This is a genomic window from Streptomyces sp. TSRI0107 (assembly GCF_001905845.1).
Lineage (GTDB): Bacteria > Actinomycetota > Actinomycetes > Streptomycetales > Streptomycetaceae > Streptomyces.
In genome coordinates this window covers 618,595-632,772 of the sequence record NZ_LIVZ01000004.1, presented here as the reverse complement: position 1 = coordinate 632,772, position 14,178 = coordinate 618,595, and the positions used below count along the sequence as shown (strand labels likewise).

Annotated in this window: 12 protein-coding genes; 10 read left to right on the top strand and 2 right to left on the bottom strand. The window is 73.5% G+C overall.

The window, feature by feature from the left end:
• Window positions 1–80 precede the first annotated feature (80 nt).
• Together AMK31_RS13300 and AMK31_RS13295 are read left to right on the top strand one after the other, a co-directional pair.
• Window positions 81–929: a menaquinone biosynthetic enzyme MqnA/MqnD family protein gene (locus AMK31_RS13300; RefSeq protein WP_073940648.1), complete on the top strand. Its 849-nt coding sequence runs from the start codon at window positions 81–83 to the stop codon at window positions 927–929.
• Window positions 930–1,003: 74 nt separating this feature from the next.
• Window positions 1,004–2,704, top strand: a complete 1,701-nt coding sequence (locus AMK31_RS13295; protein ID WP_073940647.1) for a serine/threonine-protein kinase — start codon at window positions 1,004–1,006, stop codon at window positions 2,702–2,704.
• On the opposite strand, the gene AMK31_RS13290 is transcribed toward AMK31_RS13295, so the two are convergent.
• The gene (locus tag AMK31_RS13290) at window positions 2,697–4,727 is read right to left on the bottom strand and encodes a hypothetical protein (RefSeq protein WP_073940646.1); all 2,031 of its coding nucleotides are present in this window, start codon (window positions 4,725–4,727) and stop codon (window positions 2,697–2,699) included. The two genes, AMK31_RS13295 and AMK31_RS13290, sit on opposite strands and share 8 nt — an antisense overlap.
• Window positions 4,728–4,888: 161 nt before the next feature.
• Between AMK31_RS13290 and mqnC the strand changes: the two genes are divergently transcribed.
• The 4 genes from mqnC (at window position 4,889) to AMK31_RS13270 (ending at window position 8,610) form a co-directional block, all read left to right on the top strand.
• Entirely contained in the window at window positions 4,889–6,085 is a 1,197-nt protein-coding gene (gene mqnC, locus AMK31_RS13285; protein ID WP_073940645.1) for a cyclic dehypoxanthinyl futalosine synthase, read from the top strand.
• Between the two features lie 7 nt (window positions 6,086–6,092).
• Window positions 6,093–6,692, top strand: a complete 600-nt coding sequence (locus tag AMK31_RS13280; protein WP_073940644.1) for an imidazolonepropionase-like domain-containing protein — start codon at window positions 6,093–6,095, stop codon at window positions 6,690–6,692.
• Between the two features lie 101 nt (window positions 6,693–6,793).
• Window positions 6,794–7,726, top strand: coding sequence for a helix-turn-helix transcriptional regulator (locus tag AMK31_RS13275; RefSeq protein ID WP_073940643.1), 933 nt, complete (start codon window positions 6,794–6,796; stop codon window positions 7,724–7,726).
• Between the two features lie 53 nt (window positions 7,727–7,779).
• Entirely contained in the window at window positions 7,780–8,610 is an 831-nt protein-coding gene (locus tag AMK31_RS13270; RefSeq protein ID WP_073940642.1) for a dioxygenase family protein, read from the top strand.
• Window positions 8,611–8,616: 6 nt separating this feature from the next.
• Here AMK31_RS13270 and AMK31_RS13265 read toward each other — a convergent pair whose 3' ends face one another.
• Entirely contained in the window at window positions 8,617–9,633 is a 1,017-nt protein-coding gene (locus AMK31_RS13265) for a chitinase (protein WP_073940641.1), read from the bottom strand.
• Window positions 9,634–9,787: 154 nt separating this feature from the next.
• On the opposite strand from AMK31_RS13265, the gene AMK31_RS13260 reads away from it, so the two are divergent.
• From AMK31_RS13260 to AMK31_RS13245, 4 genes are read left to right on the top strand one after another with little or no spacing between them, the layout of a single operon-like run.
• Window positions 9,788–10,171, top strand: coding sequence for a hypothetical protein (locus AMK31_RS13260; RefSeq protein WP_073940640.1), 384 nt, complete (start codon window positions 9,788–9,790; stop codon window positions 10,169–10,171).
• A 28-nt stretch (window positions 10,172–10,199) separates the two neighbouring features.
• Window positions 10,200–12,410 (top strand): bifunctional polysaccharide deacetylase/glycosyltransferase family 2 protein, encoded by a 2,211-nt coding sequence (locus AMK31_RS13255; protein ID WP_073940639.1) that lies wholly within the window; start codon window positions 10,200–10,202, stop codon window positions 12,408–12,410.
• 1 nt (window position 12,411) lies between these two features.
• Complete coding sequence (locus tag AMK31_RS13250) at window positions 12,412–13,485, top strand: acyltransferase family protein (protein ID WP_073940638.1); 1,074 nt, start codon at window positions 12,412–12,414, stop codon at window positions 13,483–13,485.
• On the top strand, window positions 13,482–14,177 hold the full coding sequence (locus AMK31_RS13245) for a demethylmenaquinone methyltransferase (RefSeq protein ID WP_073940637.1): 696 nt from the start codon (window positions 13,482–13,484) through the stop codon (window positions 14,175–14,177). Before AMK31_RS13250 ends, AMK31_RS13245 begins: the two co-directional genes overlap by 4 nt.
• Window position 14,178: the final 1 nt, after the last annotated feature.

The window sequence follows — 14,178 nt, the reverse complement described above, 5'->3', positions numbered from 1 at the left end:
CGGACGTTTGAAGATCGCCACGCCTGTCCGACGCCGGGGGCGAGGACAGCAGCCTACTGCCCAGGGTCTAGCCTCGCGATGTGGACATTTCTCGCACCCGGCCGCGCGTCGGCCACATCCAGTTCCTGAACTGCCTGCCCCTGTACTGGGGGCTCGCGAGAACGGGCACGCTCCTCGACTTCGAGCTGACGAAGGACACCCCGGAGAAGCTCAGCGAGCAGCTGGTGCAGGGAGACCTCGACATCGGGCCCGTCACCCTCGTCGAGTTCCTGAAGAACGCGGACGACCTGGTCGCCTTCCCCGACATCGCCGTCGGCTGCGACGGACCGGTCATGTCCTGCGTGATCGTCTCGCAGGTCCCGCTGGACCGCCTCGACGGCGCCCGGGTCGCCCTCGGTTCGACCTCGCGGACCTCCGTCCGGCTGGCCCAGCTGCTGCTGGCGGAACGCTTCGGCGTCCAGCCCGACTACTACAGCTGCCCGCCCGACCTCAGCCTGATGATGCAGGAGGCCGAGGCCGCCGTCCTCATCGGCGACGCCGCGCTGCGCGCCAACCTGCACGACGGGCCGCGCTACGGCCTCGCCGTACACGACCTGGGCGCGCTGTGGAAGGAGTGGACGGGCCTGCCGTTCGTCTTCGCGGTCTGGGCGGCGCGCCGCGACTACCTGGAACGCGAGCCGGTCATCACCCGCAAGGTCCACGAGGCCTTCCTCGCCTCCCGCAACCTCTCCCTGGAGGAGGTCGGCAAGGTCGCCGAACAGGCGGCCCGCTGGGAGGCCTTCGACGAGCGGGTCCTGGAGCGGTACTTCACCACCCTGGACTTCCGCTTCGGCGAGCCGCAGCTCGCCGCCGTCGCGGAGTTCGCCCGGCGGGTCGGCCCGTCGACGGGCTTCCCGGCCGACGTGAAGGTGGACCTGCTTCAGCCGTAGCGGGGAACGGCACCCGGCGCCCGAACCTGCGTAACCTGCTGGAGTTGACAGGGCCACGGGGGAGGGGGCGCGCCATGCAGCCGCTCGGAGTCGACGAACCCACCGGCGTGGGGCCGTACCGCCTGCTCGGCAGGCTCGGCTCCGGCGGGATGGGGCGGGTGTACCTCGGCCGCAGCGCGGGCGGGCGCACCGTCGCGGTGAAGGTCGTCCACCCGCACTTCGCGCTGGACGAGGAGTTCCGGGCCCGCTTCCGGCGTGAGGTCGCCGCCGCGCGGCGGGTCGGCGGCGCCTGGACCGCGCCGGTCCTGGACGCCGACCCGGAGGCGCCGGTCCCCTGGGTCGCCACCGCCTACGCGGCCGGCCCGTCCCTGACCGCGGCGGTGGCCGAGGTGGGGGCGCTGCCCGTCGGCGCGGTACGGGCGCTGGGCGCGGGGCTCGCGGAGGCGCTGGCCGCGGTGCACGGGCTGGGCCTGGTGCACCGGGACGTGAAGCCGTCGAACGTGCTGCTCACCCTGGACGGCCCGCTGCTGATCGACTTCGGCATCGCCCGCGCCACCGACGGCACGGCGTCGCTGACCTCCACCGGTGTCTCGGTCGGCTCGCCCGGCTACATGTCGCCGGAGCAGATCCTCGGCAAGGGCGTCACGGGCGCGGCGGACGTCTTCTCCCTCGGCGCGGTACTGGCGTACGCGGCGACCGGCGAACCGCCGTTCCCCGGCGACTCCTCCGCCGCGCTGCTCTACAAGGTCGTCCACGAGGAGCCCGAACTCGCCGGTCTGGAGGGCGACCTGCGCGAGCTGGTCGCCGACTGCCTGGCGAAGGACCCGGGCGCCCGCCCCGCACCGGACGAGGTGGCCCGGCGCCTGGCCCCCGAGGGCGCGGCACGCCTGGTGGCGGACGGCTGGCTGCCCCCGGCGCTGGTGGAGGGGGTGAGCCGGAGCGCGGTACGGCTGCTGAACCTGGAGGCGGCGACGGACACGCCGTCGGGGCCGGTCGGGTTCAGCACGCCCGCGGTGAGCGTGCCGCAGTCCGCAGGCACGTTCGGGCCGCCGCCGGTGATGCCGCCCGCCGTACCGGCGCAGAGACAGGAGCCGCAGCAGTCCCAGCCGCAGCCGCAGCCGTACGACAGCACGCCACCGCGGGACACCGTCACCCCGTCCGGCGGGCGCCCCGGCAAGCTCTCCGTCACCGTGGCCGCCTCGGCGGCGCCCGAAGCGGACGGCAGGGGGCGGCGGTTGAGCTGCTCGGTCGCGCTGGCCGTCGCGGGCGCGCTGGCGGCGGTGACGGTCGGCTCGGTCCTCGTCCTCGACCTCCTGCCCGGCGGCCACCGGGACACCGCGGAGGGCGGCAAGGACAGCGGCGCCTACTCCCCGGCCCCCAGCGACGGGGATCCCGGCAGCCCCGGGGACGCCCCGTCCCCGGCCGAGGTACCGGCCCGCTACCTCGGCACGTGGGAGGGGCAGGGCACCGCCCTCGGCGGCGCGCTGCCCGTCGGCACCTTCCGGGTCACCCTCCGGCAGGCCGAGGTCGGCGAGGAACTGGGCGAGGTCCGCCAGACGGACGCGCTGGGCGGCGTATGCACGGACGTCCTGACCCTGGAGCAGGTGACCGGGAAGCAGCTCGTCGCCACGTCCGTCGGTGCGGAGTCCAACCACGGCGGCTGCAGCGGGGCGAAGGCGACGATACGGCTGACTCCCGTGGGCGACGACCTGAAGTACCAGTCGGACAGCTCCGAGTCGGGCAAGCCGGAGGCCCGGCTGTCGAAGCTCAGGTAGCGGCGGCGCTCTCCCGGATCCGGCTGATCAGCCGAGGGATCCCGTCCCGTACCGCGGGCAGCGGGCCCTCCGACTCGTCGTACGGCAACCGGCGTCCGCCGCCGTCCGGCAGGGTCAGCCGCATCCCCGGCAGCGAGGCCGGTGCGGCCGTCGCCGCGTCACGGCACGGCTCGCACACGGGCAGCCAGCGCCTGCGGTTGCGGTGCTCCGCCGAGACGCGGACGTCACGGCGGGTGCGGGCCGGGCCGTGCAGGGGATTCACCCCGCACACCCGGTCCTCGGGCCCGCCCTCGTTCGGGGGCAGCGCCGCCCGGCCGGCGCGGGCGAGGACGATGAGCGCGACCAGCGTCGCCGGGGCCGGCGCCGGGTCCTTCGCGGCATCCGCCAGCCGCTCCCGGCCGCCGCCGGTCAGCAGCAGCACCGCCTCCATGCAGTTCCGGGCACGCGCCCCGGCATCGTCCGTGAAGTGCGCGTCGAAGGCACGCAGTTCGGCGCGCGCGGTGCGGCGCAGGAAGTCCGCCGACGGCTCGGTGGGCTGGGTGTACGGCAGCGCCTCCGTCGGCACCGGGTGCGCACCACGCCGCCGCAGCGCCTTCCCGGTCAGCGCCAGCACCGCCGCCACCAGCGCGAACAGCAGCCCCGCCAGCACGGCACCCGACCACAGGCCGGGCCAGAACTCCCCGGAGAACAGCGGCCGCAGGGTGTCCTCCTCGCGGGGGTTGGGGGCGGGGGCGGGGTCGCCGAGCGAATCGGGCTCCTCGGTGCGCGGGGCCTTCTCCAGGAAGGTCATGAGCCGGTCGAGGCGCCGGCCCATCAGATGGTCGTCGGCCCGGCCCGCCGCGTCGTCGCCGTACGCGACGGCCTCCGGCACGTCGAAGGTGACGCTGAGGCTGTCCAGCCGCAGGCCGTGGTTGTAGACGCCGATCACGCCCAGCACCGGGTCGGCGACGACGTACACGCCGTCCTCGCCCACCCGGTGGTGCACGGCGGCGGCGAACAGCTCGTCGTCGCCCGCGGACTCGTCCTCGGGCTGCTGCGGGACCAGCGCGACGTACACCGGGCCGCCGCCCTCCGAGCGGGCGAAGGCGCGGATCCGCTCGTGCAGCCGCTCCCGCTGCCGCGCGGTCAGCACCCGCGGGCTCTCCGGGTCCTCGTACACCGGGTCCTGCCTCAGCCCCGCGGCGACCCGCTCGACCCGCGCGGACATGTCGGCGGCGGTCGGCGCGGGCGCGGCGCCGGAACGGGTCTGGTCGAAGCGGGCGTTCGCGGTGACGGCGACCGCGACGGCGCAGGCGACGGCGACCGCCGGGACGACCCAGCGCCGCCGCGCGGCCGGCCGCCCGGCGGGCGCGCCCGGCAGCCGGCGCCGCCACCGCCGTACGTACGGCACCAGGAGCAGCACCGTCAGCGGTACGCCGGTCAGCGCGGCCCCCGTCATGAGCGACTGGTCGTCCCGGTCGGAGGGGCCGATGTAGAGGGGTTCGGGCTCGTCGCCGTCGCCGTACCTCTCGCGGGCGGCCTCGGCCCGCGCCGCGGCCTTCTCCTCGCCCTGCGCGACGACGTCGGCGAAGCGCCGCAGGCTGAGCAGCGGTCCGGCGTCGTAGGGGAGTTCGTACAGCGAGACGGTCACGGCGTCGTCGGCGGGCGCGGTCACGCCGTACGCGGCGGCGTCCGTGACGCCCGAGTCGTCCAGCAGGACGTACAGCCCGTCCCGCCCGAGCCGGTCGTGCACCGCGTCCAGCAGCTCCTCGCCGCCGGCGCTCCCGGCGGGCAGCACGAGGACGTAGGTGGGCAGGCCGGTTCGCTGTGCCGCTTTCGCGAAGTCGGGCGCGGTGGATCTCGGCACCTCACGAGGGAGTTGATCCGATATGTACACCGGTTCGTCGCGCAGCCGCTCGGCGAGATGGCCGGCCTGCGCGACCGGCACGCCCTCCGCGGCACGCGCGCCCGGCACGGCGAGCCCGAGCAGGGCGGCGACGAGGACGAACAGGGCGATGCCCGCCCGGCCGGCGATTCGCTCCATGGAAGACCCTTCGCTGTCGCGCACACGGCAAGCAGTGATCATGACACGCCGTACTCTCCGCCCGGCCGGCTGCTGCGTACGCGGCCTGACGTGAGCGCGCGGAAACCCCTGGCGTACGCTGGATCAGTCCGTCCACAACCCTTGACGAAAGGGACGCCCCGGTGACCGAGAAGGCCGACCTCCAGTCTGTGCTCGACCGCGCCGCAGCGGGTGGGCGGATCACCCCCGAGGAGGCACTGGACCTCTACCGCGACGCGCCGCTGCACGCCCTGGGCGCCGCCGCGGACGCGGTGCGCCGCCGCCGGTACGCGGGCGTCGAGCACATCGCGACGTACATCATCGAGCGGAACATCAACTACACGAACGTGTGTGTCACGGCGTGCAAGTTCTGCGCCTTCTACGCCCCGCCGAAGAGCGACAAGGGCTGGACCCGCGACCTGGACGACATCCTGCGCCGGTGCGCGGAGACCGTCGAACTGGGCGGCACGCAGATCATGTTCCAGGGCGGCCACCACCCGGACTACGGCGTCGAGTACTACGAGAAGCACTTCTCCGCGATCAAGAAGGACTTCCCGCAGCTCGTCATCCACAGCCTGGGGGCGAGCGAGGTCGAGCACATGGCCCGGATCTCCAAGGTGTCGGTGGAGGAGGCCATCCAGCGCATCCACGCCGCCGGCCTCGACTCCTTCGCGGGCGCCGGCGCCGAGCTGCTGCCGGAGCGGCCGCGCAAGGCGATCGCCCCGCTGAAGGAGAGCGGCGAGCGCTGGCTGGAGATCATGGAGACCGCGCACAACCTGGGCGTCGAGTCGACCTCCACCATGCTCATGGGCACCGGCGAGACCAACGCCGAGCGGATCGAGCACCTGCGGATGATCCGTGACGTACAGGACCGGACGGGCGGCTTCCGCGCCTTCATCCCGTACCTCTACCAGCCGCAGAACAACCACCTGAAGGGCCGCACCCAGGCCACCATCTTCGAGTACCTGCGGATGATCGCGATCGCCCGCCTCTTCCTCGACAACGTCGCCCACATCCAGGGCTCCTGGCTGACCACCGGCAAGGACGCCGGCCAGCTGACCCTGCACTACGGCGCCGACGACCTCGGTTCGATCATGCTGGAGGAGAACGTCGTCTCGGCGGCCGGTGCCAAGCACCGCTCCAACCTCATGGAGATGATCGAGATGATCCGGGGTGCCGACCGCGTCCCGGCCCAGCGGAGCACGACGTACGAGCACCTGCTCGTGCACGACGACCCGGCGAACGACCCCGTCGACGAGCGGGTCGTCTCCCACATCTCGTCGACGGCGATCGAGGGTGGCACCGCCCACCCCGAGCTGAAGATCCTCGCCGCCAACTGAGCCCGCGTTGCTGACCCTCCACGTCGCCGAGGCCTCGCCCGAGAACGCCGTCCTGGTCGACGGCGCACACCTCGCCGCCGTCGGCCCGTACGACGAGCTGGCCGCCGCCCACCCGCGGGCCCGGGTGCGGCGCTGGCCCGGCATCCTCACCCCCGGGCTGCTCAACCCGTACGGGCCGGAGCTGCTGGAGCGGACGTACCACCCCGACCCGCGCGAGGCCGACCGGCTCGGCACGGAGCCGATCGGCGGGGAGCGTGCGCAGGCCCTGTTCCGCGCGGACCCCGCCCGCCGCGGCGCCAGCGCGCGGCGCGGCGTGCAGCGGCTCCTCGCGCACGGCACCGTCGCCATCGCGGGGGAGCTGCGCGAGCGGGCCGCACTGGACGCGGTGCGGCGCGCGGGGCTCGCCGTCGGGCAGCGGCCGCCGTCGCTGCCGGGGCCGCCGTCCCTCTCTCCGGTCCCGCTGATCCTGCTGCCGCCGCTCGCCGCGGGCGGCCCCGCCCGCTTCGCCGTCTTCGACGTGCCCGACCGGGCCGCCCTGGTCCGGCAGGGCGCCGCCACCTGCGTGGCGACGGTCGTCGCGGGGCGCCTGGTGCACCGCCGCCGGTAGTTCTCCGAGGACGAGGCGAGGGCTTCGCGGACGGCATGACCGGCGTGAGACCCTGGTGGCGCTCGGATTGGTCTGTACCTGCCATCAGGAGGTTCGGGTCCATGCGCGGCACCACCGTCCCGCCCGGGACACCCTCTCTCCCGCCCCGTACCGGCGAACCGCCCCTGCACCGGCTGGAAGTGGCCGGCCCCGGAACCGTCCCCTTCGCGGCCGGCGACTTCGACTCCCTGGGGCCGTACGCCCGCTGGGACCGGCCGCACCGGCACACCTTCTACGAGATCGTCCACGTCACCGCCGGGTCCGGCACCCACGTCGTCGACCTCACCCGCCGACCGCTCGCACCGCAGCACCTGGCCGTGCTCGCGCCGGGCCAGGTGCACCACTGGGAGGACGGCCACGCCCTCGACGGCACGCTCGTGCTGTTCACCGAGGACTTCCTCGTGGACCACCCCGGCGACCGCGAGCTGCTGCGCCGGCTCGCCGAACGCGGCTGGTTCCGGCCGCCGCCGGGGGAGGGCGAACGCATCGGCGCCCTCATGACCGAGCTGGTCAGGGAGTACGAGCAGCGGGGACCGGGGTACGAGGGCGTGCTGCGGGCACTGCTGCACGTACTCGCCGTCCGGGTGGCCCGGCTCCCGGACGGGCCCGCGCCCGGCGTCCCGGCCGAGGGCCGCGGGGCCGCCGTCGCCCAGGCCTTCGCCCGGCTGATCGCCCGCCCCGACGCGGTCGCCTGGACGGTCCGGGAGTGCGCGGACCGGCTCGGCGTCACCCCCGGCTACCTCACCCAGGCCGTACGGTCCGCCACCGGCCGCAGCCCGGGACGGCTGCTGCGGGAGGCCCGCACCTGCCAGGCCCAACGGCTCCTCGCGCACACCGAGCTGTCGGTACGCCAGGTCGCCGCCCGCACCGGCTTCACCGACCCGGCGTACTTCAGCCGCTTCTTCCGCCGCGAGACCGGGCAGAGCCCCGGCGCCTTCCGAAAACACCACAGCCGCGCACACCAGTCCATCGAACCCCCGCACGCACACGCCTAGGTTCGGTGCCGTTCAGTCCGAAGTCGTTCCGACAGCCCCCACAAGGAGCAGGCATGGACAACGCGACGAACGAGACGCGCGACCCGGCCGAGGAGAACTCCCCGCTCGTCAGCCGCAAGACGGTGCTGCGCGCCGCCCTCGCCGCGACGGTCGCGGTTCCCGCGGCCCTGGCCGGCGCCCCGGCGCTGGCCCGCACCCTCACCGCCCAGGACACGGCACCCCCGCTCACCCCGGCGTGCGACGACGGCGACGACCCCACGCCGCCCCAGACCGAGGGCCCCTACTTCAAGCCGAACTCGCCCCGCAGGACCAGCCTGCTGGAATCCGGCACGCCCGGGACCCGGCTCACCGTGAGCGGCTACGTCTTCGGCCTCGCCTGCCGGCCGATAGCCGGCGCCCTGCTGGACTTCTGGCAGGCCGACGTCAACGGGGCCTACGACAACACCGGGTTCCGGTTCCGCGGCCACCAGTACACCGGCGCCGACGGCGCGTTCACCCTCACCACGATCGTCCCCGGCCTCTACCCGGGCCGGACCCGGCACATACACGTGAAGGTGCAGGCCCCGAACCGGCCGGTGCTGACCACGCAGCTGTACTTCCCGAACGAGCCCCGCAACAACACCGACACCATCTTCGACCCGCGCCTGCTGATGACCGTCCGCGACGCGGGCGGTGCCAAGGAGGCGGCGTTCGACTTCGTCCTCGCCGTCCCGCAGGACCCCGGCCCCACCCCGCCGCCGGGCGGCACCTGGACCGTCGGCACCGCCTACCGGCCCGGCGACCGCGTCACCCACGACGGCCGCGCCTGGCTCTGCCTCCAGGCCCACACGGCACAGCCCGGCTGGCAACCCCCGTCCGTCCCGGCGCTGTGGCGGATCGCCTGACCCGGCTCAGCCCGCGAACGCCGCACCGAACGCGCCGTCCGCCTGCGCCACCCCACTGCACTCGGACGCCGTGTCGCCCTCCCCGCACGCCCGGTCGCGGAACGTCGCCCACATCGACACCCAGGCGAGCCCCTGCCGCTCGGCGAACGCCCGGACCTGCGCCGCGTCCGCCAGGGTGAACGTCTCGCCGTCGACGTCGTTCACGCCGATCATCGACGTCAGCGCCATGCCCTTCCAGGCGGCGGCCGACGACAGGCCGAACACGTCGGCGAGCTGGGTGTGCGCGGCGCGGGCGGCACGGACCGCGTAGCCGCCCATGTCGCCGGTGTAGGAGCCGCCGTAGTTCATCGTCATCAGGTTGACGGTGGAGACCTGCACGTCGTGCTCGTTGGCGGACGCCAGCAGCGCCAGGCTGTCGGCGTCCAGCCCGGACGGCATCACCGGGAGGGTGAACGAGACCTCCAGCTCCGGCCGTTCCTGCTGGAGCAGGGCGATCGCCTCGCTGCGCAGGGCGACCGAGTCCGCGTCGGTCAGCTCGTCGCCCTCGATGTCGAAGTCGGCCCGCGTCGCCCCCGCCGCGTCCAGCGCCGCGCCGTACGCCTCGGCCAGCTCGGCCGCGCTGCCGCAGACGGCGGCGAGTTCCTTGCCGGAGGCGCCGCCGAACGAGACCCGCACGGGCGTGCCGGACTCCGTCAGCCGCGCGATCCGGGAGGTCACGGTCGCGTCGGTGAGCGCCTGGGTGCCGTTCCACCCGGGAGTGCAGCCGCTGCCGTCCGACAGGACGAAGGCCAGGTTGTAGGCGTCGGGGGAGCCGGCCGAGTCGGTGGCGGAGGCGGTGGTGGCGCTGACGTAGGGCGCGTACGACAGGGCGTACGACGCGGTGGACGGCGCTGTGGCGGACGGCGTGGCGGACGGCGTCTGCGATGGATCGGACGTCGTGGGCGCCGTCTCGGCGGAGCACCCGGCCGTGGCCAGGGCGACCAGACAGGCGAGCGCGGCCGTCGGCTTCAGGAATCCCTTCATCGCGGGAACGTCTCACCCGCAGCTGGGAGCCACCCGTGAGAATCCGGGCCCCGGGCGGGATCTCTCAGCGGACGCACAGGCTGCGCCGATTCTCATGGACGCTTCACAGCAAGCCGGTGACCTCGGCACATGAAGGCTCCCTAACGTCCGGGGAATGCATTCCGAGCCTGTCACCGAAAGCCGCGCGGCCACGCGCGGCCGCCGCCGCAAACGCGGCACCGGGTCCGCCGAAGGGCCCGTGTTCGTCGACAACTCCGGACGCAGGTCCAGGCTGCTGCGCCGGATCGGCGTCCTCCTCGGCGTCGGCTGCCTCGCCTACGCGGCCGTCCTCGGCGCCGCCTTCATGGGCTGGGGCAGCTCACTGACCCCGTCGTCGCTGCTGCCCTTCGGCGCGGACGCCCAGGGGGCCGCGGGCGGCGGCCAGGGGCCCGGCGGCGTCCGCCCCGGCGGCATGGGCGAGCGGATCGGCCTGCCCGGCAGCGCGCCGCCCTCCGGCACCGCCGCCCCCTCCCCGTCCGCCTCGGCGACCGCCGACTGACGCCCACGACCGGAACGCAGCCACACCCATGACGACGACTCCCTCCCGCGGCCGGCGCCGTGCCCCCACCCGCATCGAACGGGCCGCGGGCAAGGCCGCGGCACTGCAGAAACCGCGTGTCATCCTCGCCCTGCTGCTCCTGCTCGCGCTGACCAGCGTGATGCTGCTCGACGGCTATCTGCGCTCCGAGGTCGGCGGCGACCAGCGGGTACGCACCGGGGCCGGCGCCGGCGAGGTGCCCGACGACGTCCTCGACGGCGGCCCGATCCTCACCTTCCGCGGCGGACAGGCGACGACCGTGTCCGTGCCGGACAAGACGATCGCGCTCACCTTCGACGACGGCCCCGACCCGACGTGGACGCCGCAGGTGCTGGAGGTTTTGGAGGAGTACGACGTCCCGGCCACCTTCTTCGTGCTCGGCTCGATGGTCGCCCGCCACCCGGACATCGTGGCGGACATGGTCGAGCAGGGAAACGAGATCGGCCTGCACACCTTCACCCACGTCGACCTGTCCTACCAGTCCGAAGCCCGCGTGAACCGCGAGATGCAGCAGACCCAGCTGGCCCTCGCGGGCGCGGCCGGCATCACCACCACGCTGTTCCGGGCGCCGTACTCCTCGAAGACCGACGCCATCGACGACTACAGCTGGCAGGTCTACGAGCAGCTCGGCAAGCAGGGCTACACCAGCGTCTTCATCGACACCGACAGCGACGACTGGAAGCGCCCCGGCGTCTCGAAGATCGTCGAGTGGGCCACGCCCGAGGACGGCGAGGGCGCGTCCGTGCTCTTCCACGACGCCGGCGGGGAACGCTCGCAGACCATCGAGGCGCTGCCGAAGTACATCGAGAAGATGCGGGCGAAGGGCTACACCTTCACCACCATCAGCGGGGCCATGGGGCAGCAGGCCCCGGGCGCCGCCGCGTCCGGCGCCGGTTCGCAGGCGGCTCACCACCCCGCCACCGGCGCCACCCTCTACGAGGGCAAGGCGCTCGTCGCGGCCGTCGCCGTCGCCGAGTGGACCGTGCCGGCGCTGTCCGTCGGCCTGGCGGTCGTCGGCGTCGCGGTACTGGGCCGCTTCGGGATGATGCTGATCCTCGCCCGCCGCCACTACCGGCAGCGCAACAGACGCCGGTTCTCCTGGGGGCCGTTGGTCACCGAACCGGTCAGCGTGATCGTCCCGGCGTACAACGAGAAGGAGTGCATCGCCAACACCCTGAACTCGCTGGCGCGAAGCACCCATCCGATCGAGATCATCGTGGTCGACGACGGCTCCACGGACGGTACGGCGGACATCGCCGAGTCCCTGGGCCTGCCCAACGTCCGCGTCATCCGCCAGGCCAACGCGGGCAAGCCCGCCGCCCTCAACAACGGGGTGCGCAGCGCGTCGTACGACATCGTCGTGATGATGGACGGCGACACCGTCTTCGAACCGGACACGGTACGGCAGCTGGTGCAGCCCTTCGCCGACCCCGGCGTCGGCGCGGTCGCGGGCAACGCCAAGGTCGGCAACCGCGACACGGTCATCGGGGCCTGGCAGCACATCGAGTACGTGATGGGCTTCAACCTCGACCGGCGCATGTACGACCTGCTGCGCTGCATGCCGACCATCCCCGGCGCGATCGGCGCCTTCCGGCGCGCGGCGGTGCTGGACGTCGGCGGGATGAGCGAGGACACCCTCGCCGAGGACACCGACATCACCATCGCCCTGCACCGCGCGGGATGGCGGGTCGTCTACCAGGAGCACGCGCGGGCCTGGACCGAGGCGCCCGGTTCGCTGAAGCAGCTGTGGTCGCAGCGCTACCGCTGGTCGTACGGCACCATGCAGGCGCTGTGGAAGCACCGCAAGGCGCTCACCGACAAGGGCCCCTCGGGGCGGTTCGGCCGGGTCGGGCTGCCGCTGGTGGTGATCTTCCAGATCGTCACGCCGGTCTTCGCGCCGCTCATCGACGTCTTCACCGTCTACTCGATGGTCTTCGTCGACTTCCGGGCGGCCCTGCTGGCGTGGCTCGCGGTGCTGGGAGTGCAGCTGCTGTGCGCCGCGTACGCCTTCCGCCTGGACCGCGAGAAGTACCGGTACCTGCTGATGATGCCGCTGCAGCAGCTGGCGTACCGGCAGATGATGTACCTCGTCCTCATCCACTCCTGCGTCACCGCCCTCACCGGCGGCCGGCTGCGCTGGCAGAAGCTGAAGCGGACGGGCGAGGTCGGCACTCCGGCGGGTCCCTCGGGGGTGAGCTGAGGTGGGCTCGCACCGGAGGGCCGCGGCTGCCGGACGCGACCGGTACTTCGACGCCCTCCGCGCCGCGGCCCTCGTCCGCGTGGTCGCGTATCACACGTTCGGGTGGGCCTGGGCGGGCCTGGTGTTCCCGTCGATGGGCGTCATGTTCGCCCTGGCCGGCACGCTGATGGCGAAGTCCCTGGAGCGCCCGGCCCCGAAGGTCGTCAGGAGCCGGGTGCGCAGACTGCTCCCGCCGTTCTGGTTCTGGGGCGTCTTCGTGGTCGCGGCGATGCTGGTGCACGGCTGGATGCCCGGCTGGCAGATCGTCTTCTGGATCGTGCCGCTGGGCGACCCGCCCGGCGACGCGTGGGGCGCGCAGGCCTGGGAAGTCCTCTGGTACCTGCGGACCTACCTGTGGTTCGTGCTGCTCTCGCCGCTCCTGCTGCGGGTCTTCCGGCTCGCGCCGGTACCCGTGCTGGCGCTGTCCCTCGCCCCGGTCGTCGCCCTCCGGTTCGCCTGGCAGCCGCCGGACGACCGCTTCGGCACCGCCCTGCTGGACCTGGCCACGTACCTCTTCTGCTGGCTCCTCGGCTTCGCCCACCGCGACGGGGTGCTCCGGCGGCTGAAGCCGTCCGCCGTCGTCCTGTTCTCGCTGGCCGCGCTGGCGTACGGCGGCTGGTACGCCCTCGCGCACCAGGCCGAGTACGGCACCTACGACCTGGACGAGAACCCGCTCGCCCAGGCCTTCTGGTCGGCGGGGTTCGTGACACCGCTGATGTACTTCAAGGCCGACTTCTCCTGGCTCGCCCGCGCGCCGAGGCTGGACCGGATCGTGAGCGTCTTCAACGCGCGCGCGGTGACCGTCTACCTCTGGCACGAGATCGCGCTGATCCTGGCGGTGCCGCTGATCGACCGGTTCTGGGAGGTGCCCGCCTTCGAGGCCCATCTGCCGCTGGAGAGCCAGTGGTTCATGTTCGGGGTGGGCTGGGTGCTGATCGCCGCCTTCGTGCTGCTGTGCGGGTGGGTGGAGGACGTGGCCGGGAAACGCACGCCGCGCCTTCTGCCGCCGGGCCCTGCTGCAACAATGAGGGCGTGACCCGCGCATCCCTGGACAAGCAGCCGCACGAAGTCGCCTCGATGTTCGACGACGTGGCGGACCGGTACGACCTCACCAACGACGTGCTGTCCCTCGGGCAGGCCCGGGCCTGGCGCAAGGAGGTCGCCAAGGCCGTCGACGCGCGGCCCGCGCAGAAGGTCCTCGACCTGGCCGCCGGTACGGCGACCTCGTCCCTGCCCTTCGCCCGCACCGGCGCCTACGTCGTCCCCTGCGACTTCTCCCTCGGCATGCTCCAGGTGGGCAAGCGCAAGCACCCGTGGCTGCCGCTGACCGCGGGGGACGCGACCCGGCTGCCGTTCAAGGACGACGTCTTCGACGCCGTCACCATCTCCTTCGGGCTGCGCAACGTCCAGGACTTCGACGCGGCGCTGCGCGAGATGCACCGGGTGACACGGCCCGGCGGACGGGTCGTGATCTGCGAGTTCTCGCACCCGACCTGGGCGCCCTTCCGCACCGTCTACACCGAGTACCTGATGCGGGCGCTGCCGCCGGTGGCCCGCGCGGTGTCGTCCAACCCGGAGGCGTACGTCTACCTCGCCGAGTCCATCCGTGCCTGGCCCGACCAGGCGGCGCTCGCCGACCGGCTGAAGGGCGCGGGCTGGTCGCGGGTGGCGTGGCGGAACCTCACGGGCGGCGTGGTGGCACTGCACCGCGGGTTCAAGGAGAGCTGAG

What these genes read in the sequence shown, in the direction of transcription:
- AMK31_RS13295 (WP_073940647.1), top strand. Translation starts at nt 1,004, where the DNA reads ATGCAGCCGCTCGGAGTCGACGAACCCACCGGCGTGGGGCCGTACCGC.
- AMK31_RS13290 (WP_073940646.1), bottom strand. Translation starts at nt 4,727, where the DNA reads ATGGAGCGAATCGCCGGCCGGGCGGGCATCGCCCTGTTCGTCCTCGTC.
- AMK31_RS13275 (WP_073940643.1), top strand. Translation starts at nt 6,794, where the DNA reads ATGCGCGGCACCACCGTCCCGCCCGGGACACCCTCTCTCCCGCCCCGT.
- AMK31_RS13270 (WP_073940642.1), top strand. Translation starts at nt 7,780, where the DNA reads ATGGACAACGCGACGAACGAGACGCGCGACCCGGCCGAGGAGAACTCC.
- AMK31_RS13265 (WP_073940641.1), bottom strand. Translation starts at nt 9,633, where the DNA reads ATGAAGGGATTCCTGAAGCCGACGGCCGCGCTCGCCTGTCTGGTCGCC.
- AMK31_RS13260 (WP_073940640.1), top strand. Translation starts at nt 9,788, where the DNA reads ATGCATTCCGAGCCTGTCACCGAAAGCCGCGCGGCCACGCGCGGCCGC.
- AMK31_RS13255 (WP_073940639.1), top strand. Translation starts at nt 10,200, where the DNA reads ATGACGACGACTCCCTCCCGCGGCCGGCGCCGTGCCCCCACCCGCATC.